The sequence below is a fragment of the Rosenbergiella sp. YN46 genome (genome assembly GCF_036620675.1).
Lineage (GTDB): Bacteria > Pseudomonadota > Gammaproteobacteria > Enterobacterales > Enterobacteriaceae > Jejubacter.
In genome coordinates this window covers 87,670-107,482 of record NZ_JAZHEE010000012.1, presented here as the reverse complement: position 1 = coordinate 107,482, position 19,813 = coordinate 87,670, and the positions used below count along the sequence as shown (strand labels likewise).

The 19,813-nt window shown below is 58.1% G+C and carries 13 protein-coding genes and 1 pseudogene; all 14 read left to right on the top strand.

Going from position 1 to position 19,813, the window contains the following annotated elements; all coding sequences use genetic code 11:
- Positions 1–253, top strand: a 253-nt coding sequence (locus V3W49_RS11385; RefSeq protein ID WP_500145548.1) for a hypothetical protein, incomplete at its 5' end; no start/stop codon positions are given.
- Positions 254–495: 242 nt separating this feature from the next.
- The gene (locus V3W49_RS11380; RefSeq protein WP_500145553.1) at positions 496–1,752 is read left to right on the top strand and encodes an MdtA/MuxA family multidrug efflux RND transporter periplasmic adaptor subunit; all 1,257 of its coding nucleotides are present in this window, start codon (positions 496–498) and stop codon (positions 1,750–1,752) included.
- Positions 1,752–4,874 carry an MdtB/MuxB family multidrug efflux RND transporter permease subunit gene (locus tag V3W49_RS11375; protein ID WP_500145546.1) on the top strand — a complete coding sequence of 1,041 codons (3,123 nt, stop codon included), beginning with the start codon at positions 1,752–1,754 and terminating at the stop codon, positions 4,872–4,874. The genes V3W49_RS11380 and V3W49_RS11375 overlap by 1 nt, the downstream gene beginning before the upstream one ends.
- Positions 4,875–7,955 (top strand): multidrug efflux RND transporter permease subunit MdtC, encoded by a 3,081-nt coding sequence (gene mdtC, locus V3W49_RS11370; RefSeq protein WP_500145545.1) that lies wholly within the window; start codon positions 4,875–4,877, stop codon positions 7,953–7,955. It begins immediately after the preceding gene.
- 3 nt (positions 7,956–7,958) lie between these two features.
- Positions 7,959–9,420 (top strand): annotated as a pseudogene (gene mdtD, locus V3W49_RS11365) (multidrug transporter subunit MdtD).
- A complete protein-coding gene (gene baeS / locus V3W49_RS11360; RefSeq protein ID WP_500145544.1) occupies positions 9,417–10,808 on the top strand; it encodes an envelope stress sensor histidine kinase BaeS in 1,392 nt (463 codons plus the stop codon). The pseudogene mdtD and the gene baeS overlap by 4 nt, the downstream one beginning before the upstream one ends.
- A complete protein-coding gene (gene baeR / locus V3W49_RS11355; protein ID WP_500145542.1) occupies positions 10,805–11,527 on the top strand; it encodes an envelope stress response regulator BaeR in 723 nt (240 codons plus the stop codon). Before baeS ends, baeR begins: the two co-directional genes overlap by 4 nt.
- Before the next feature lie 293 nt (positions 11,528–11,820).
- Positions 11,821–12,108 (top strand): hypothetical protein, encoded by a 288-nt coding sequence (locus V3W49_RS11350; protein ID WP_500145540.1) that lies wholly within the window; start codon positions 11,821–11,823, stop codon positions 12,106–12,108.
- An 87-nt stretch (positions 12,109–12,195) separates the two neighbouring features.
- On the top strand, positions 12,196–12,444 hold the full coding sequence (locus tag V3W49_RS11345; RefSeq protein WP_500145538.1) for a hypothetical protein: 249 nt from the start codon (positions 12,196–12,198) through the stop codon (positions 12,442–12,444).
- 10 nt (positions 12,445–12,454) lie between these two features.
- Positions 12,455–13,840: a TcdA/TcdB catalytic glycosyltransferase domain-containing protein gene (locus tag V3W49_RS11340; RefSeq protein WP_500145537.1), complete on the top strand. Its 1,386-nt coding sequence runs from the start codon at positions 12,455–12,457 to the stop codon at positions 13,838–13,840.
- Positions 13,813–14,847: a glycosyltransferase family 2 protein gene (locus V3W49_RS11335; protein ID WP_500145535.1), complete on the top strand. Its 1,035-nt coding sequence runs from the start codon at positions 13,813–13,815 to the stop codon at positions 14,845–14,847. Before V3W49_RS11340 ends, V3W49_RS11335 begins: the two co-directional genes overlap by 28 nt.
- Positions 14,844–16,127 (top strand): HlyD family secretion protein, encoded by a 1,284-nt coding sequence (locus V3W49_RS11330; protein ID WP_500145534.1) that lies wholly within the window; start codon positions 14,844–14,846, stop codon positions 16,125–16,127. The genes V3W49_RS11335 and V3W49_RS11330 overlap by 4 nt, the downstream gene beginning before the upstream one ends.
- Positions 16,117–18,207 carry a peptidase domain-containing ABC transporter gene (locus tag V3W49_RS11325; RefSeq protein ID WP_500145532.1) on the top strand — a complete coding sequence of 697 codons (2,091 nt, stop codon included), beginning with the start codon at positions 16,117–16,119 and terminating at the stop codon, positions 18,205–18,207. Before V3W49_RS11330 ends, V3W49_RS11325 begins: the two co-directional genes overlap by 11 nt.
- A 202-nt stretch (positions 18,208–18,409) precedes the next feature.
- Positions 18,410–19,774 (top strand): prephenate-dependent tRNA uridine(34) hydroxylase TrhP, encoded by a 1,365-nt coding sequence (trhP, locus tag V3W49_RS11320; RefSeq protein WP_500145531.1) that lies wholly within the window; start codon positions 18,410–18,412, stop codon positions 19,772–19,774.
- Positions 19,775–19,813: the final 39 nt, after the last annotated feature.

Sequence of the window (19,813 nt, the reverse complement as noted above, 5' to 3'; positions counted from 1 at the left end):
GGGTGACAGACGGCTTCGGCGCCCGGTTTCAGAACAGAAGCGGCAGAATATGACGATGCGGTGGGCGGTTCCGTTCACTTTGCGCCACTGCTTCTCTGTTAATCCACCGCGGGTGAACGGAACCTTCGCCGGCGCGGCATATTCCTCCAGAACACAGCGCCACCGTAATAATATTTCACCGTCAATGAAACAACACCGAAAGCACACCAAATTATTAACAAAATTCCGAATACAGAAATACAGCCCCCTGTAATTAACGGCAGGTTAAAATAACAACAGCCAGAATCTTATTAAAGAAGGAACGCGTTAGATAATCCTGGTTTTCTCGCTGCCGCGTAGCACTCTGATAACCTGCATTGTAAAGTCTGATAACAACCATCCCAGGAACCAGACTATTCCTGAATCCCTTTCCATATTTCCTTCATTTTTCCCTGTCGATGGCCGTCTAAACTAGTACCATTACGCCAAATCGTTTCAGGGTAGAAGACGTTAATGATGAAAGGCTCTAAGAAGAACCGCTGGATATGGCTGGCGGGCATTGTGATTATTGCGCTGGCTGCGCTTTTTTTCTGGTATTCGCACTCTGGCGACAACGGCGGCGCATCCCAGCAGGCTGCCGGTCAGCAAAAGCCGGGGGCCGGCGGCCGCGGAGGGCGCGGTATGCGCGGCCCGGCGCCGCCAGTACAGGCGGCGACCGCCACCAGCGAGTCGGTTCCACGCTATCTCACTGGCCTTGGCACCGTCACCGCCGCCAATACCGTTACGGTACGCAGCCGGGTTAACGGTCAGCTAATGGCTATCCACTTTCAGGAAGGTCAGCAGGTAAAAGCGGGCGACCTTCTGGCGGAAATCGATCCCAGCGAATTTAAGGTCGCCCTCGCCCAGGCTCAGGGCCAGCTGGCGAAAGATCGCGCCACGCTCGCCAACGCCCGTCGCGATCTGGCACGCTATCAGCAACTGGCCAAAACCAACCTGGTGTCACGCCAGGAGCTGGACACCCAGCAGGCGCTGGTCAGCGAAACCCAGGGAACCATTAAGGCCGATGAAGCCGCAGTCGCCAGCGCCCAGTTACAGCTCGACTGGAGCCGCATCACCGCCCCTATCGACGGCCGGGTTGGCCTGAAGCAGGTGGATATCGGCAACCAGATATCAAGTAGCGACACCACCGGTATTGTAGTGCTGACCCAGACCCATCCCATCGACGTGGTCTTCACTCTGCCGGAAGGCGATATCTCCTCAATTCTGGAAGCCCAAAAGGCGGGCCAGACCCTGAGCGTCGCAGCCTGGGATCGCACCAATAAGCAGAAACTGAGCGATGGCGCACTGTTAAGCCTGGATAACCAGATCGATGCCACCACCGGCACCATCAAACTCAAGGCGCGCTTCGCTAATCAGGACGACAGGCTGTTCCCCAACCAGTTCGTCAATGCCCGTATGCTGGTCGATACCCAGCATGACGCGGTCGTTATCCCTTCCGCGGCACTGCAAATGGGTAACGAAGGCCACTTCGTCTGGGTGCTGGGCGACGGTAACAGGGTCAGCAAACATCTGGTGACCACCGGCATTCAGGACAGCGAAAAAGTGGTGATTACCGGCGGGCTTTCCGCGGGGGATCGGGTCGTGACCGACGGCATCGATCGTCTGACCGAAGGCGCCACGGTGGAAGTGGTGGATGCCCACAATGCCGAAGCCAGTGCCGATAAACGCGCCTCTCCAAAAGAGAAAGGCGGCGCTCAGGGGGCGCGTTCCTGATGCAGGTTTTACCTCCCAGCGCCACTGGCGGCCCGTCCCGCCTGTTTATTCTACGCCCGGTCGCCACCACGCTGGTCATGGTGGCTATTATGCTGGCCGGTATTATCGGCTATCGCTTCCTGCCGGTGTCGGCGCTGCCCGAGGTGGACTACCCCACTATTCAGGTGGTGACCCTCTACCCCGGCGCCAGCCCGGATGTAACCACTTCCGCCATTACCGCACCGCTAGAGCGCCAGTTCGGTCAGATGTCGGGGCTTAAGCAGATGTCCTCCCAGAGTGCTGGCGGCGCGTCGGTGGTCACTCTGCAGTTCCAGCTCAGCCTGCCGCTTGATGTGGCTGAGCAGGAGGTGCAGGCCGCGATTAACGCCGCCACCAACCTGCTACCCAGCGACCTGCCCAACCCGCCAGTCTACAGCAAGGTAAACCCGGCGGATCCGCCAATTATGACTCTGGCCGTCACCTCCTCCGCTCTACCGATGACCCAGGTTGAGGATATGGTGGAAACCCGGCTGGCCCAGAAAATATCCCAGGTTTCCGGCGTGGGTCTGGTCAGCATTTCCGGCGGTCAGCGTCCGGCGGTGCGGGTCAATCTTAACGCCCAGGCGCTGGCGGCCCTTGGTCTGACCAGCGAAACGGTGCGTACCGCCATCAGCAACGCTAACGTTAACTCCGCCAAAGGGAGCCTGGACGGCCCGGCCCGCGCAATTACCCTTTCCGCCAATGACCAGATGAAGTCAGCGCAAGAGTATCGCCAGCTGATCGTGGCTTACCAGAACGGTTCACCGGTACGACTGGGGGATGTGGCAACCGTGGAACAGGGCGCCGAAAATAGCTGGCTGGGAGCCTGGGCGAACAAAGATCAGGCGATTATCATGAACGTCCAGCGTCAGCCGGGCGCCAATATCATCGACACCGCCGACAATATCCGTAAGCTGCTGCCGACCCTGAAAGAGAGCCTGCCCAAATCGGTAAAGGTGGAGCTGCTGACCGACCGCACCACCAATATTCGCGCCTCGGTGACCGATACCCAGTTCGAACTGATGCTGGCTATCGCGCTGGTGGTGATGATTATTTATCTGTTCCTGCGCAACGTGCCCGCCACTATTATTCCCGGCGTGGCGGTACCGCTGTCGCTGGTGGGCACCTTCGCGGTGATGGTCTTTTTCGACTTTTCAATCAACAACCTGACGCTGATGGCGCTGACCATCGCCACCGGCTTTGTGGTGGATGACGCCATCGTGGTTATCGAGAATATCTCGCGCTACATAGAAAAGGGCGAGAAACCGCTGGCCGCCGCGCTGAAAGGCGCCGGTGAGATAGGGTTCACCATTATCTCCCTCACCTTTTCACTGATTGCGGTGCTGATTCCGCTGCTGTTTATGGGCGATATCGTCGGCCGTCTGTTCCGCGAATTCGCCATTACGCTGTCAGTGGCGATTCTGATTTCGGCGGTGGTCTCCCTGACGCTGACGCCCATGATGTGCGCCCGCATGCTGAGCCACGAGTCACTGCGTAAACAGAACCGCTTTTCCCGGGCCAGCGAACGGATGTTCGATCGCATCATCGCCGCCTATGGTCGGGTGCTGAAGCGGGTGCTTAACCACCCATGGCTGACCCTTGGAGTGGCGCTGGGCACCATGGTGCTGACGGTGCTGCTGTGGGTCATGATCCCCAAAGGCTTCTTCCCGGTGCAGGATAACGGCATTATCCAGGGCACCCTGCAAGCGCCGCAGTCAGTCTCTTTCGAATCCATGGCAAACCGAAGCCGTCAGGCGGCAGACGTGATCCTGAAAGATCCGGCGGTAGAGAGCGTCGCCTCGTTTATCGGGGTCGACGGCACCAATCCGTCGCTCAATAGCGGACGTCTGCAAATCAACCTGAAACCGCTGGATGAACGTGACGATCGGGTCAGCAAAGTCATTGAGCGCCTGCAGCAGGAAGTAGCGAATCTGCCTGGGGTCACGCTCTATTTACAGCCGGTACAGGATCTGACCATCGATACCCAGGTAAGCCGCACCCAGTATCAGTTTACCCTGCAGGCAACTTCCCTTGACGAGCTAAGTCAGTGGGTGCCGAAGCTCATGGATAAGCTGAACAGCCTGCCCCAGCTTGCCGATGTCAGCAGCGACTGGCAGGACCAGGGGATGGTGGCGTACGTTAACGTCGATCGTGACTCGGCCAGTCGTCTGGGCATCAGCATGTCAGACGTGGATAACGCGCTGTATAACGCCTTTGGCCAGCGGCTGATCTCCACCATCTACACCCAGGCCAACCAGTACCGGGTGGTACTGGGACATGACACCAGCACCACACCAGGGCTGGCGGCGTTGGATCATATTCGCCTGACCAGCAGCGATGGCGGTATCGTTCCGCTGAACGCTATCGCGAAGGTCGAACAGCGCTTTGGGCCGCTGACCATCAACCATCTGGATCAGTTCCCGTCGACCACCATCTCGTTCAACGTACCGGACGACTATTCGCTGGGCGACGCGGTACAGGCGATCGACGAAGCTGAACAGTCCCTGAGTTTCCCGAGCGATATCACCACTTCGTTCCAGGGCAGCACCCTCGCCTTCCAGGCGGCGCTGGGCAGCACAGTCTGGCTGATTGTCGCCTCGATCGTCGCGATGTATATCGTGCTGGGAGTGCTGTATGAAAGCTTTATTCACCCCATCACCATTCTTTCCACTCTGCCTACCGCCGGGGTCGGCGCGCTGCTGGCGCTTTGGCTTTCGGGCAGCGAGCTGGATGTGATAGCCATTATCGGCATCATCCTGCTGATCGGCATCGTGAAGAAGAACGCTATCATGATGATCGACTTTGCGCTGGCGGCGGAGCGCGAACAGGGCATGGCCCCTTATGAGGCCATCTATCAGGCCTGCCTGCTGCGCTTTCGCCCGATCCTGATGACCACTCTGGCGGCGCTGCTCGGCGCCCTGCCGCTGATGCTGAGTACCGGCGTCGGCGCCGAACTGCGTCGCCCGCTGGGCATCGGCATGGTCGGCGGTCTGCTGGTCAGCCAGGTGCTGACGCTGTTCACCACGCCGGTCATCTATCTGCTGTTCGACCGTCTGTCACACTGGACCCGCAGCCGTTTCCCTAAGCGTGAAGAGGAGGCGTAAGTGAAATTCTTCGCCCTCTTTATTCACCGCCCGGTGGCCACCATTCTGCTCAGCGTCGCCATTACGCTGTGCGGAGTGCTGGGCTTCCGGCTGCTGCCGGTGGCGCCGCTACCGCAAGTGGATTTTCCGGTGATTATGGTCAGCGCCTCGCTGCCTGGCGCTTCGCCGGAAACCATGGCCTCTTCGGTGGCGACGCCACTTGAACGCTCGCTGGGGCGCATCGCCGGGATCAATGAGATGACCTCCAGCAGCTCGCTGGGCAGTACCCGCATTATTCTGCAGTTCGACTTCAGCCGCGATATCAACGGCGCGGCCCGGGACGTACAGGCGGCTATTAACGCCGCCCAGAGCCTGCTGCCGAGCGGCATGCCCAGTCGCCCGACCTACCGCAAGGCTAACCCGTCGGACATGCCGATCATGATCCTGACGCTTACCTCGGATACCTACTCCCAGGGCGAGCTGTATGACTATGCCTCGACCCAACTGGCCCAGACCATCGCCCAGATCGACGGCGTGGGCGACGTCAGCGTCGGCGGTAGCTCCCTGCCCGCCGTCCGGGTGGCGCTGAATCCGCAGGCGCTGTTTAACCAGGGGGTATCGCTGGATGCGGTACGCAGCGCCATCAGTAGCGCCAACGTGCGTCGCCCCCAGGGCGCGGTGGAAGACGATACCCGGCGCTGGCTGTTGCAGACCAACGACGAGCTGAAAACCGCCGCCGAATATCAACCGCTGGTGGTGCACTACAACAACGGCTCCGCGGTGCGCCTGAGCGATGTCGCCACCGTGACCGATTCGGTTCAGGACGTGCGCAACGCCGGGATGACCAACGCCAAACCGGCCATTCTGCTGATGGTGCGCAAAACGCCGGAAGCCAACATTATCGAAACGGTGGACAGGATTCGCGAAAGGCTACCGGTACTGCGCGAAACCATTCCTGCCGCCATCGATCTTCAGGTGGCGATGGACCGCTCTCCAACCATTCGCGCTTCACTGGCGGAAGTGGAACAGACCCTGGCGATCTCGGTAGGGCTGGTGATCCTGGTGGTCTTCCTGTTCCTGCGTTCCGGACGCGCCACCTTTATTCCGGCGGTGGCTGTGCCGGTGTCGCTTATCGGCACTTTCGCCGCCATGTACCTGTGCGGCTTTAGCCTGAATAATCTGTCGCTGATGGCCCTGACCATCGCCACCGGCTTTGTGGTGGATGACGCCATCGTGGTGCTGGAGAATATCGCCCGCCATATCGAAGCGGGAATGAAACCGCTACAGGCGGCGCTGCAGGGGGTGCGCGAAGTCGGCTTCACCGTGCTTTCCATGAGCCTGTCGCTGGTGGCGGTATTCCTGCCGCTGCTGCTAATGAGCGGCCTGCCTGGCAGGTTGTTTCGTGAGTTCGCCGTGACGCTCTCGGTCTCTATCGGTATCTCGCTGGCGGTCTCGCTGACCCTGACGCCGATGATGTGCGGCTGGCTGCTGCGCAACCGCGACAAGCCCCGGCATAATCGCGGCATTGGTCGGCTACTGAATGCCATGCAGCAGGGCTATGCCCGTTCCCTTAAGTGGGCGCTGAACCACGCCCGGCTGGTAGGCTGCGTGCTGCTCGCTACCATCGCCCTGAACGTCTGGCTCTATATCGCCATTCCCAAAACCTTCTTCCCGGAACAGGACACCGGCGCCCTGATGGGCGGTATTCAGGGGGATCAGAGCATCTCGTTCCAGGCGATGCGCGGCAAGCTGCAGGACTTTATGACGATTATCCATGCGGACCCGGCGGTGGACAACGTCACCGGTTTTACCGGCGGTTCCCGGGTCAACAGCGGCATGATGTTTATTACCCTTAAGCCGCTGTCGGAGCGTAACGAAAGCGCCCAGCAGATCATCGACCGACTGCGTAAAAAGCTGGCCAAAGAGCCGGGGGCCAGCCTGTTCCTGATGGCGGTGCAGGATATTCGGGTGGGTGGACGCCAGTCCAACGCCAGCTACCAGTACAGTCTGCTGTCTGACGACCTTAGCGCCCTGCGCGAGTGGGAGCCGAAGATCCGTAAAGCGCTGGCGGCGCTGCCGGAGCTGGCGGACGTCAATTCAGATCAGCAGGACAACGGCGCGGAAATGGATCTGGTCTACGATCGCGACAGCATGTCGCGGCTGGGTATTGACGTTTCCGACGCTAACAACCTGCTGAACAACGCCTTCGGCCAGCGCCAGATCTCCACCATCTACCAACCCCTGAACCAGTACAAGGTGGTCATGGAGGTCGATCCGCGCTACACCCAGGACATCAGCGCCCTCGATCAGATGTTCGTTATCAACAAGGACGGGAAACCGATCCCGCTGTCATACTTCGCCAAATGGCAGCCCGCCAATGCGCCGCTGTCGGTAAATCACCAGGGGCTGTCAGCGTCGTCTACCATCTCCTTCAACCTGCCGACCGGGGTATCGCTTTCCGAAGCCAGCGCCGCCATCGACAAAGCCATGACCCAACTTGGGGTTCCCCCATCGGTGCGCGGCTCTTACGCCGGAACCGCGCAGCTATTCCAGGAAACCATGAATTCCCAGGTTATCCTGATTCTGGCGGCCATCGCTACGGTCTATATCGTGCTGGGGATCCTGTATGAAAGCTATGTTCATCCATTGACTATTCTTTCCACCCTGCCTTCTGCCGGGGTCGGCGCCCTGCTGGCGCTGGAACTGTTCGGCGCCCCTTTCAGCCTGATCGCGCTGATTGGGATTATGCTGCTGATTGGCATCGTGAAAAAGAATGCCATCATGATGGTGGATTTCGCGATCGAGGCCCAGCGCCACGGCGATCTATCGCCTCAGGAGGCCATCTTCCAGGCCTGCCTGCTGCGCTTTCGGCCAATTATGATGACCACCCTGGCGGCGCTGTTCGGCGCGCTGCCGCTGGTTATCTCCAGCGGCGACGGCGCGGAGCTGCGCCAGCCGCTGGGGATCACCATCGTCGGTGGTCTGGTCATGAGCCAGCTGCTGACGCTCTACACCACGCCGGTGGTCTATCTGTTCTTTGACCGTCTGCGGCTGCGCTTCACACGCCGCAACAAGCGCGAAAAAGCGCTGATGGGTGAATAAACGATGACCGAGCTCCCGAATACGGTGCGCTGGCAGCTATGGATAGTGGCTTTCGGCTTCTTTATGCAGGCGCTGGACACCACTATCGTCAACACCGCGCTTCCCGCCATGGCCCGGAGCCTGGGGGAAAGCCCACTGCGCATGCATATGGTGATTGTCTCCTATGTGCTGACGGTGGCGGTGATGCTGCCCGCCAGCGGCTGGCTGGCCGACCGGGTCGGGGTACGTAATATCTTCTTCAGCGCCATTGTCATCTTCACCCTGGGCTCTCTGCTGTGCGCCCTGGCCCCTACCCTTAACGCCCTGATTATCGCCCGGATGATTCAGGGCATCGGCGGCGCCATGATGGTGCCGGTGGGGCGCCTGACGGTGATGAAAATAGTCCCCCGGGAGCAGTATATGGCGGCCATGACCTTCGTGACCCTGCCAGGCCAGGTCGGCCCGCTGCTCGGCCCGGCCCTGGGCGGTCTGCTGGTGGAGTACGCCAGCTGGCACTGGATCTTCCTGATCAATTTACCGGTCGGAATCGCCGGCGCCATCGCTACGCTGTGGCTGATGCCCAACTACCGGATGCAGACCCGGCGCTTCGACTTTAGCGGCTTCTTGCTGCTGGCCTTCGGTATGGCGGCTATGACCCTCGCGCTGGATGGCAGTAAGGGGTTGGGCATCAATCCTCTGTGGCTGGCGCTGTTGGTTGGATCGGGCGCTGCGGCGCTGCTGCTTTACCTGCACCACGCCCGGGACAATCCCCGGGCGCTATTCAGCCTGAATCTGTTCCGGACTCGCAGTTACGCCATTGGGCTAACCGCCAGCCTGTTTGCCCGTATCGGCAGCGGTATGCTGCCCTTTATGATTCCCCTCTTTTTGCAGGTGGGCCTGGGCTTTTCGCCGTTTTACGCCGGACTGATGATGATCCCCATGGTGCTGGGCAACATGGGGATGAAGCGCATTGTGGTTCATCCCCATGGTGCTGGGCAACATGGGGATGAAGCGCATTGTGGTTCAGGTAGTGAACCGTTTTGGCTATCGTCAGGTTCTGGTGTTCGCCACCCTGGCGCTGGCACTTATCGCCGTGCTGTTTATGGCCACCGGACTGTTGGGCTGGAACGCCGCGCTGCCGCCGGTGCTGTTTATACTGGGCATGGTTAACGCCATGCGCTTTTCGTCGATGAACACCCTGACGCTGAAAGATTTGCCGGATGACCTTGCCAGTAGCGGCAACAGTCTGCTGTCAATGGTAATGCAGCTTTCCATGAGTCTGGGCGTGACCCTGGCCGGTCTGCTGCTGGGCCTGTACGGTAGCCAGCATCTGTCCATCGACAGTGGCACCGCCCACCACGTATTTCTCTATACCTGGCTGACCATAGCGGTGATTATCGCCCTGCCCGCGCTGCTGTTCGCGCGAGTACCGAAGGACAGCAGTAAAAACATCGCCATCGCACGGCGCAAAAGGAGTATTAAATGAAACGCTGGCGCCCCGGCATTACCGCCAAACTGTTTCTCGCCATTTTCGGTACCTGCCTGCTGGTACTGATCCTGATGCATCAGGCGGTGCGTATCAGCTTCGAGCGCGGTTTTATCGACTACATCAAGCACGGCAACGAGCAGCGTCTTTCCCAGCTCAGCGACGCGCTGGCGGAACAGTACGCCGTTCACGGCGACTGGGGTTTTCTGCGCCACAATGACCGCTTTCTGTTTCGACTGCTGCGCTCGTTCGAACACGATCCCAATTCAGAAATGCCGCCTCACGGCTGGCGTACCCAGTTCTGGGTGACGGACGTCAACTTCCGCCGTCTAGTGGGACCGCCGGGCCATATTCCGCCGGATGGCGCCAGCCAGCCGGTACTGGTGGGCGGGAAAACCGTCGGCTGGGTGGTTTCGTCGCCGGTGGAGCGTCTGACCCGCAGTACCGATATCAACTTCGACCGGCAGCAGAAGCGCACCAGTTGGTTGATCGTCGGTCTGTCGATCCTGCTGGCCGCCGGCGCCACCCTGCCGCTGGCCCGGGGCATGCTGCGACCGGTGAAAAGACTGGTTGATGGCACCCATAAGCTGGCGGCCGGGGACTTCACCACCCGTATTCCGGTGGGCCAGGACGAACTGGGGCGGCTGGCTAACGACTTTAACCAGTTAGCCAGCACCCTGGAGAAAAACCAGCAGATGCGGCGCGCCTTTATGGCGGATATTTCCCATGAGCTGCGCACCCCGCTGGCGGTACTGCGCGGCGAACTGGAAGCGATTCAGGACGGGGTACGCAGCTTTACGCCGGAAAGCGTCTCATCGCTGCAGGTAGAGGTCGCCACCCTAACCAAGCTGGTAGACGACCTGCATCAGCTTTCACTTTCCGACAAAGGCGCACTGGCTTACCAGATGAAGTCGCTGGATATCGTGGCGTTACTGGAAGTGGCCGCGGGCGTATTTAAGGAGCGGTTTCGAAGCCGCGATCTCAGGCTTAAACTGGCGCTTCCGGAGCAGGTGACTCTGCCCGGTGACGCCGATCGCCTGCTTCAGCTATTCACTAATCTGCTGGAAAACAGCCTGCGTTACACCGACGCCGGCGGCGAACTTAAAATCAGCGGCGCGCTGCACGGCAGAAACTTTGTACTCAGCTTCGCCGACAGCGCGCCGGGAGTATCGGACGAGCAACTGGATAAGCTGTTTGAGCGTTTTTACCGCACCGAAGGTTCACGCAACCGCGCCAGTGGCGGTTCCGGCCTGGGTCTGGCTATTTGCCAGAACATTGTTCAGGCGCATGGCGGCGCCATCAGGGCCGCCCATTCGCCTTCCGGCGGGGTGTGCATTAGAGTAGAGTTACCACTGGATACCGATTTACAGAGAAGTCAAAGCGTATGACCGAATTACCGATTGATGACAACGCGCCGCGCGTACTGGTGGTGGAAGATGAACCCAAACTGGGCCAGTTATTGATCGACTACCTGCGCGCCGCCAGCTATGCTCCCAGCCTGCTGGCCCACGGCGATGAAGTGCTGCCGTACGTTCGCCAGACGCCGCCGGACCTGATTCTGCTGGATCTGATGCTACCGGGCACCGACGGCCTGACCCTGTGCCGAGAAATTCGCCGCTTTTCCGACGTGCCCATTATTATGGTCACCGCCAAAATCGAAGAGATCGACCGTCTGCTGGGGCTGGAGATCGGCGCTGATGATTACATCTGCAAACCCTTCAGCCCGCGCGAAGTGGTGGCGCGAGTCAAAACCATTCTGCGCCGCCTTCAGCCACGCCGCGATGCGATCGGCGCCAGCGACGCCCTGCCGCTGATTATCGACGAAGGCCGCTTCCAGGCAAGCTGGCGCGGCAAGGTGCTGGATCTAACCCCCGCCGAATTCCGGCTGCTGAAAACCCTGGCCGCCGAGCCGGGCAAGGTTTTTTCCCGGGAACAGCTGCTTAACCACCTGTACGATGACTACCGGGTGGTCACCGATCGCACCATCGACAGTCATATCAAAAACCTGCGCCGCAAGCTGGAAGCGCAGGATGCCGAACAGGCGTTTATCCGCGCGGTCTACGGCGTAGGCTACCGCTGGGAAGCCGAAGCGGGACAGGTGGTTTAACCACATCCCCCTAATATAACGGACGTAAAATCGTCCGTTATACTTTCAGAAAAATATAATAGCCAACGTTATTCAACCATATTACAAAATCAGTTACCTCCCCCCTGAAATTAATTACTTTTTTACGTAACATCTTCAATTAAAAATAACCCGCCACACCGCTCCGCCAAATTACATTCAGTTACAATTTGGAAATTTACATCAAATTTATTTCCAGTAGCTTCCAAATATCGACTATGGATTCTCTCTTCCATAATCGATATATAAAACTGGACAATAACAATAAGGACCCTATGATGAAAGAAATTACAACTTCGCAATATATCATGATCGGCGGCGGTTTTGGTACCTGCGGCCCGGGCAGCAGCAACTGCTCATCCAGCGGTCGGGGTAAAGGCAACAGCGGCAGCAAAGGCAACGGTAACGCAGGCAACCGGGGCAGTAGTGGAACCATGGCGGGTAGCTTCTTTGCCCCCAACAACCCCTACGATAAGCCCGCCGGTTCAGGCGGCTGCGCTGGCGGCAGCCGCAGCAACAGCAGCACTCACGGTGGTGCGAATAACTGCGGAACTCAGCGTTAATCCGTCTATTCAGGCGCCGTTTCACCCCTGAAATGACGCCTGTCTCACCAACGAAAGGCACCCTATCGCAACCAGAAGGAATTGATAATGACGACCTGGGTATTTTATTCAAAAGACATTGCCATTAACGTTTATAATAAAACGCAGTTATCCGACGCGCAGCGCAAAAAATTGATTGACGACGGTTTTAAAAAGATCGACCTGGAAATATCAGCTGAAGATGAAGGGAAGGCTATCGATCTTCTTTTAGATAATTACCGTGCCAATACCGAAGCACTTAAGGAATTTGGTAAAGATGTCACCTTTTCATCACTGATCTTTAATCTGCTGCGGTAGGTTCATTATCATGAATGCCCCTCACGACGATTTAAAGCAGCGTCTGCGCGCAGAAATTGTCGCCGCATTTAATCAGAGCGTCCTTCAGGCCGCTCCCCGGGAAATATCCCCAATCGGTTCGAATATATCCCGCTTATCCTGTACAGCGGAATGCACCATTCCCGATCTGATTCATACGGTATGGATTGGCTGTCGACATTCTCTGGATCTGAGCTACATCCAAATCTGGAAGGCCGCCAACCCCGATAAAACCTGCTACCTGTGGCTCGACTCCGGAAGTCATGACTGTCAGCGCTTTCATAATCAGTTGACCGAATATGTCAAAACCACCCGCCCCTGCGATCGGCACGACGCGCTGTTACGGCTACAAAACGAGGCATTCGCCTTTATTCATCCGCAAATGGCCGGGGGGAAAACCTTTAACACGCTGGCCGCGCAATTTCTGGCGCTCAAAGGGATTCCCGGGCAACCGCGGCCTGTCTGTCCCGATCCAGTCCCCGACCTGCAAATCAAGGAAATATCTTCGTTATTTACCGGCAAGTTCGCTGCCCTGAGACGGTTTTACGACTATGAAGTGATACTCAGGGGCAACTTCGCGGCGGCCAGCGATATCGTCCGGCTGCTGATTCTCTATCGCTTTGGCGGACTCTATATCGACAGAGATACCCTGCCCGATATCGATGACCTTTTTAGCACAACCAATGTCTGGCAGCAGCGGGCCGGCATTCCGGGACATCACGCCATAACCCGCGCCAAATCCACCGCGCTGCTTGCCAGGCTGCACCACCCGAAAGAAGAGGCGCTGGCGCAAATCAGGGCCTGCCTGCTGCCGTTTCCAAAGCCGCTGCGGGAGCCGCTTTGCCAGGCTATTATCGCGGATGCCGCTTCGGTTCGCCTGGCCGATATTCGCCCCCTGGGGCCGATCGCCTGCTACCGCGATCTGCCGGTACTCAGCGCCCTGCCCTGGCTTGCGGAGGCCTGGTTCAGCAATGTTATCGGCTGCGCGCCCGGCGCTAAAGGCGTCGCGATTCTGCTGCGCACCATCCACAAGCGTTATCGCTTTCTGGAATCCAGCAACGCCATTTTTACGCTGATTGACCGCCACGATAACCGTCACTATCTCTCGCGTTTACTGCCCTGGCGCTATGAAAGCCTGATCAAAACAGGCGACGTTACCCTCGCATTAACCGGGCCCGGGATGATAGTCGAAGTTTTGCTGGCGCTGGTCTACCAGATTCTGAAGCCTGGCGAGGAAATTCCGCCAGCCTTTTTATCAGAAGCGATGCGCTGCACGTATCCGGGAGTCGCCTTCTTTAGCCATACGCTCGACACGCCGTTAAGCGCCCGTTCCACATGGATGAATGGACTATGCAACAACAGGGAATCAGCGCGGTAATTATCTGCCGCGACGAACAGAGAACCATTGCCACCGCCGTCGATTCGCTGCTTGGGCTGGTCGATGAAATTCTGGTGCTGGATACCGGCTCAACCGATAGCACGCCGGATATCCTTTCTGGCTATGGCGCAGCCGTTACGCTTCATACTTACCGCTGGAACGACGATTTTTCCGCCGCCCGCAATTTTGCCATTGCGCAAACCCGTTATCGATGGTGCCTGATCCTTGACGCTGACGAATATATCGCCAGCGAGTCGCGCCCTGCATTTCGCCAGATCCTTGCCCGACTGATGCGCGAAGATCGTGGCCGCACGCTCTATGCTCCCCTGATCGATAACCTGGACGGCACTCAGCTGACCAACAACGCCCGGCTGTTTAAAAAACGCCCCTCGCTGCGCTATCACGGCAAAGTGCACGAATACCTTCGCGAAGCGCAGAGCGAAATCCAGTTCGTACCCGGCATCAGGATTAATCATACCGGTTATCTGACTGGCGATGGGCACCAGAAAAACAGGTATCAGCGCAACTGGGCGCTGCTGCAACAGCAGATAGCGCTGGAGCCCGATAGCCTGCGCTGGCGATATTTCGCCCTACGCTATCTGCCCGACGATGGGCCGGAATATGCCGCCATTATGCGCGATTTCGTCGCGCTTCCCCTGCCATACGATCCGCAGAACGAGGTGTTCGCCCTCAATATCAAAGTTCGCCATATCAACCAGCAGCTATCGCGGGGAGAATATCGCCAGGCGTTGCGGCACGCAGCAGCGCTAAAACGACACTATCAAAGCAGAGAAATCGCTACGCTGTACCTGCTCGCACGCTATCTCAACCAACGGAAAAGCTTTCGGGCAGAAGCAGAAAAAGCGTACCGCCAGCTGCATACTCTGAGCGAACGAGCTGGCGACGACTATCTGCATGAGCGGCCAGACATCAACCAGTTTCACCGTCTGCTGGTGGAAATCACCCGTATCGCCGCCGGCGATCTGCTGGCGCCGCTAACCCTATGACAATATTCAGAAAGGCCGCTCTCGAACACCGCGCAACCCGCTGGCAGGGAGCCGCCATTATGCTGGCGGGCGTTCCGCTGTGGTTTACCGCTATCTTCACCGCATTACTTTTTACCCTGACCCTGCTGTTGCTGATTTTCGGCAACCTGAATCGGAAAGTGAAAGTCAGCGGCGAACTGGTATCGGTACCGCGGGCGATAACGGTTTACTCGCACTATCAGGGCGCGATAGCCCGAATATTTGTCAGCCCGGGAAGCCAGGTACGCCAGGGGGAACCGCTGTATGAAATCGACGTCAGCCGCACAACCACCAGCGGCGTGGTCAATCAAATACACCGGCGGAGCATCGAGCAGCAGATAGCGACGCTTGACAATATCCTTGACCGCACCCGGCATAACAAAGAGACCACGCTTGCCCTTATCGCCCGTCAGAAAGCCAGCTATCAGCAAGAACTTATCGATGCCCGACCGATTCTGGATAACATCAGGGAGGGCGCCGACTACACCCGCCGTAACGTAAAAAACTACAGCGAATATTTGCAACGCGGGCTTATCAATAAAGCGCAGTTGGCCGAACAGATTTCCATGAACCAACAGCAGCAGCTCAACATGCTGAACGTTCGCACCCAACGTCAACAGAATGAATTACAGATTTTATTGCTGAACAGTACGCTGCAAACCCAGGCCGCGGAATTCGACAACCAGCTATTCCAGTTAGAGATCCAACGCAGCGCGCTGGTCAGACAGCTGGCCGACGCAGACGCCGGAGGAACGCTGCTGGTGACCTCTCCGGTCACCGGCAAAGTAGAAACCTCGGGCATGGCGCCGGGCCAGACGCTCAATCCAGGCGACAGCCTGCTGCAGATAGTTCCCGGCGATGTGAGCCACTATCAGCTGGTGATGTGGGTTCCTGCTCACGCGGTCCCTTATATTTCCCCCGGCGATACCGTAAATCTGCGCTACGAGGCTTTTCCGGCGGAGAAATTCGGTCAGTTCCCGGGGCGAGTCACCGCCATTTCCGAAGTGCCGGCCACGCGTCAGGAGATGGCGACTTACCCTTCCGCCCTGGCCAGCGCCGCGGATACTTCGGAAACCTGGTACAAAATGCTGGTGGCCCCCCAGAATACGCGCTTTATCTATCGCAACAGACAGTTCCTTCCCCGTAACGGCATGCGGGTAAGCTGTACGCTGTTTCTGGAAAAGCGACGCATTATCGAATGGCTGGCCTCGCCCCTGCTTAAAATCCGTAATGACGCCGGAGGCCCCATCCATGCGCCATAGCGACCTGCTGGATCTGGCGCTGCGCCGCCGGGTGCCGCTGATGTTGCAAAGCGAGGCTGGCGAATGCGGGCTGGCCTGCCTTGCCATGATCGTCAGCTATCACGGCAGCCCGACCAACGTTGCGGCTGTGCGACAAGATTTCGGCCTGTCCCTGCATGGCAGCACGATGGCGACGCTCACCCATATCGCCACCGAATTAGCACTGGCTTCCAGAGTGCTTTCCCTGGAACTTGAAGAGCTGGATAACCTGAAGCTGCCGTGCGTCCTGCACTGGGAATTTAATCACTTTGTGGTGCTGACTCACGTCGGTGCCAGTCGGATCACTATCCACGACCCGGCCAGCGGCAAAAAGCGCATAAGCCTGAAGGAAGCGTCAAAAAGTTTTACCGGCATTGCTCTGGAATTGTGGCCCAAACCTGACTTTATCCCGCCCGTCAGCCCGGTGCGTATGAAGACATTCGATCTGTTGCGCAACATCCGGGGCTTCAAAGGGGCGCTTGGCAAACTGTTTTTGCTGTCGCTTATGGTGGAATTTATCAGCCTGCTGTTTCCGGTGGTCACGCAACTGGTGATGGATAATATCATCCCCGAACAGGACAGAAGCATGCTGAGTATTATCTGCCTGGCATTGCTGTTAATGACGTGCCTGCAGGGTGGGATAACCCTGTGGCGATACTGGGCCACTCTGCTTATCAACGCGCTGACAGACCTGCAATGGAAAGACGGCCTGTTTCGCCATATGCTCACCCTACCGCTGGACTGGTTTGAAAAGCGTAAGCTGGGAGATATCCAGTCGCGCTACTTTTCCATCGACACTATTCGCCAGACCGTTATTCATGAAATTACCGGCGGGCTGATCGGCATTATCATCTGCCTCGGCGCCTTCGTCATGCTGGTCGTTTACGGCGGGGCGCTGGCCGGTATCGCTCTGGCCTTTACCCTGCTGTATATCCTGGTGCGCCTGATCACCTGGCCTGTGTTCCGTCGATTATCAGAGGAGCAACTGATAAAAAGCGCCAGCGCCAGTTCTTACCTGACCGAAACGTTATTCAGCATTCATACGCTCAGGGCCCAGGGGCTGGCGGAGCTACGCAACCGCACCATGCTGAACCTGAATGCGCTGACCACCAACGCCGATATCAGGCTCGGAAAGCTGGAGATGGCCTTTAGCGTCGCAGGCACGCTGACGGGCAGCGCCGAATTCATATTAATCCTCTGGATTGGGGTGTCGATGGTGCTGGACAGTCAAATGACGCTGGGCGCCTGGGTCGCGTTCGGCGCATTCCGAACGCTGTTTTCCGATGCCGCCCTGGGGCTAACCGATACCCTGCTCCAGTTGCGTATTCTGTCGCTGCATAACGAACGCGTTTGCGATATCGCACTCTCTGCGCCAGAGCCCACCGGCCCTGCGGGTGCGGGTTATCCTCAAGGAAAGGCGCTCGCCCTGAATGCGCAAAACCTGATCTTTCGCTACGATCGCTTCTCGGCGCCGGTGATTAATGGCATCTCGCTCACCATTCAGGCCGGGGAAAGCGTGGCCATCACCGGGGCTTCCGGGTGTGGAAAAAGTACGCTGCTGAAGTTGCTAAGCGGCTTAACGATGCCGGAAGCGGGCACCATAAGTGCCGATGGCCGGGACATCCACCGCACGGGGCTCACCGACTATCGCGCCGCCGTCGCCGTTATCCTTCAGCACGATAAGCTGCTGTCCGGCTCGCTGCGCGATAATATCTGCGGCTTCAGCCCGCAGCCGGACGACGCCTGGATGACGACCTGCGCCAGGCTCTGCTCTATTCACGACGACATTATGGCGCTACCTATGGGCTATGACACCCGGGTTGGCGAGCTGGGGGAAGGCCTTTCCGGCGGCCAGCGCCAGCGGCTATTTATCGCCCGGGCGCTCTACCGTCGTCCCGGTGTTCTGTTTATGGATGAGGCCACCAGCCACCTTGATGAGCATAACGAGCGCCTGATCAATCAGGCCATCGCTGACCTTGCGATCACCCGCGTTATTGTCGCGCATCGCCCGTCGACTATCGCTTCGGCCCAGCGGGTGATTACCCTGGCAGAGGGTAAATAGCCCTTTTCCCGGTAGCAAATTGCAGGCCTCTATTGATCGTTATGTGTATCGGTGAAGTCCCTCAATGGCCTCTCCTGGCTTTACTCCCCTGGTTGCCGGCGCTACAATTCCCGCCCTTAAATAAAGGCTATATCCAAAGCCCTCGCTTACAACCGTCTCATCAGGTGAGACGGCTCTGACCTGTCATCAGAACGAGAAAATCATGTTTAAACCGGAACTGCTCTCTCCGGCGGGAACGCTGAAAAATATGCGTTACGCCTTCGCCTACGGCGCCGATGCCGTGTACGCAGGCCAGCCGCGCTACAGCCTGCGGGTGCGTAATAATGAATTCAACCACGAAAACCTGGCGCTCGGCATCAACGAAGCCCACTCGCTCGGTAAAAAATTCTACGTGGTGGTGAATATCGCCCCCCATAACGCCAAACTGAAAACCTTTATCCGCGACCTGAAACCGGTGGTGGATATGGGGCCGGACGCGCTGATTATGTCCGATCCCGGGCTGATTATGATGGTACGCGAAGCCTTCCCGGAGATGGCGATTCATCTTTCAGTGCAGGCCAACGCCGTTAACTGGGCGACGGTGAAGTTCTGGCATCAGATGGGGCTGACCCGGGTGATTCTTTCCCGCGAACTGTCGCTGGAGGAGATAGCCGAAATCCGCCAGCAGGTGCCGGAAATGGAGCTGGAAGTTTTCGTTCACGGTGCGCTGTGCATGGCCTATTCCGGCCGCTGTCTGCTTTCCGGTTATATCAACAAGCGCGATCCCAACCAGGGCACCTGCACCAACGCCTGCCGCTGGGAATATAAAGTACAGGAAGGCAAAGAAGACGATATCGGCAATATTGTTCATCAGTACGATCCCATCCCGGTTCACAACGTAGAGCCGACCCTGGGCAGCGGCGCGCCAACCGACAAAGTCTTTATGATTGAAGAGACGCAGCGTCCGGGCGAATATATGACCGCCTTTGAGGACGAACACGGCACCTACATCATGAATTCTAAGGACTTACGCGCTATTGAGCACGTCGGGCGTCTGACCCAGCTCGGCGTGCATTCGCTGAAGATTGAAGGCCGCACCAAATCGTTCTACTACTGCGCCCGTACCGCTCAGGTATACCGCCAGGCTATCGATGACGCGGCGGCCGGCAAGCCGTTTGATCCTTCGCTGCTGCAAACCCTGGAAGGGCTGGCGCACCGCGGCTATACCGAAGGTTTCCTGCGCCGTCACACCCATGACAGCTATCAGAACTATGAATATGGCTACTCGGTTTCCGACAGGCAGCAGTTTGTCGGCGAGTTCACCGGCGAACGCCGCGGCAGTCTGGCCGCCGTCGCGGTCAAAAACAAGTTTTCGCTGGGCGATGCTCTTGAAATGATGACGCCTCAGGGCAACGTCACCTTCACTCTGGAAAGTATGGAAAACGGCAAAGGCGCCGCCGTTGATGTCGCGCCCGGCAACGGCCATACCGTATGGTTGCCGGTTCCCGAGGCCATGGCACTGGATTATGCCCTGCTGATGCGCAATCTGAACGGCCAGACTACCCGTAATCCACACGGAAAAGAGTGAGTTAGCGTTATTTCCCCTGCATCCATTTTTTTCGAAAAC

Excerpts from the sequence above, each read along its gene's own strand:
- V3W49_RS11380 (WP_500145553.1), top strand. The coding sequence starts at position 496 with ATGAAAGGCTCTAAGAAGAACCGCTGGATATGGCTGGCGGGCATTGTG.
- V3W49_RS11375 (WP_500145546.1), top strand. The coding sequence starts at position 1,752 with ATGCAGGTTTTACCTCCCAGCGCCACTGGCGGCCCGTCCCGCCTGTTT.
- baeS (WP_500145544.1), top strand. The coding sequence starts at position 9,417 with ATGAAACGCTGGCGCCCCGGCATTACCGCCAAACTGTTTCTCGCCATT.
- baeR (WP_500145542.1), top strand. The coding sequence starts at position 10,805 with ATGACCGAATTACCGATTGATGACAACGCGCCGCGCGTACTGGTGGTG.
- V3W49_RS11350 (WP_500145540.1), top strand. The coding sequence starts at position 11,821 with ATGATGAAAGAAATTACAACTTCGCAATATATCATGATCGGCGGCGGT.
- V3W49_RS11345 (WP_500145538.1), top strand. The coding sequence starts at position 12,196 with ATGACGACCTGGGTATTTTATTCAAAAGACATTGCCATTAACGTTTAT.
- V3W49_RS11340 (WP_500145537.1), top strand. The coding sequence starts at position 12,455 with ATGAATGCCCCTCACGACGATTTAAAGCAGCGTCTGCGCGCAGAAATT.
- V3W49_RS11335 (WP_500145535.1), top strand. The coding sequence starts at position 13,813 with ATGCAACAACAGGGAATCAGCGCGGTAATTATCTGCCGCGACGAACAG.
- V3W49_RS11330 (WP_500145534.1), top strand. The coding sequence starts at position 14,844 with ATGACAATATTCAGAAAGGCCGCTCTCGAACACCGCGCAACCCGCTGG.
- V3W49_RS11325 (WP_500145532.1), top strand. The coding sequence starts at position 16,117 with ATGCGCCATAGCGACCTGCTGGATCTGGCGCTGCGCCGCCGGGTGCCG.
- trhP (WP_500145531.1), top strand. The coding sequence starts at position 18,410 with ATGTTTAAACCGGAACTGCTCTCTCCGGCGGGAACGCTGAAAAATATG.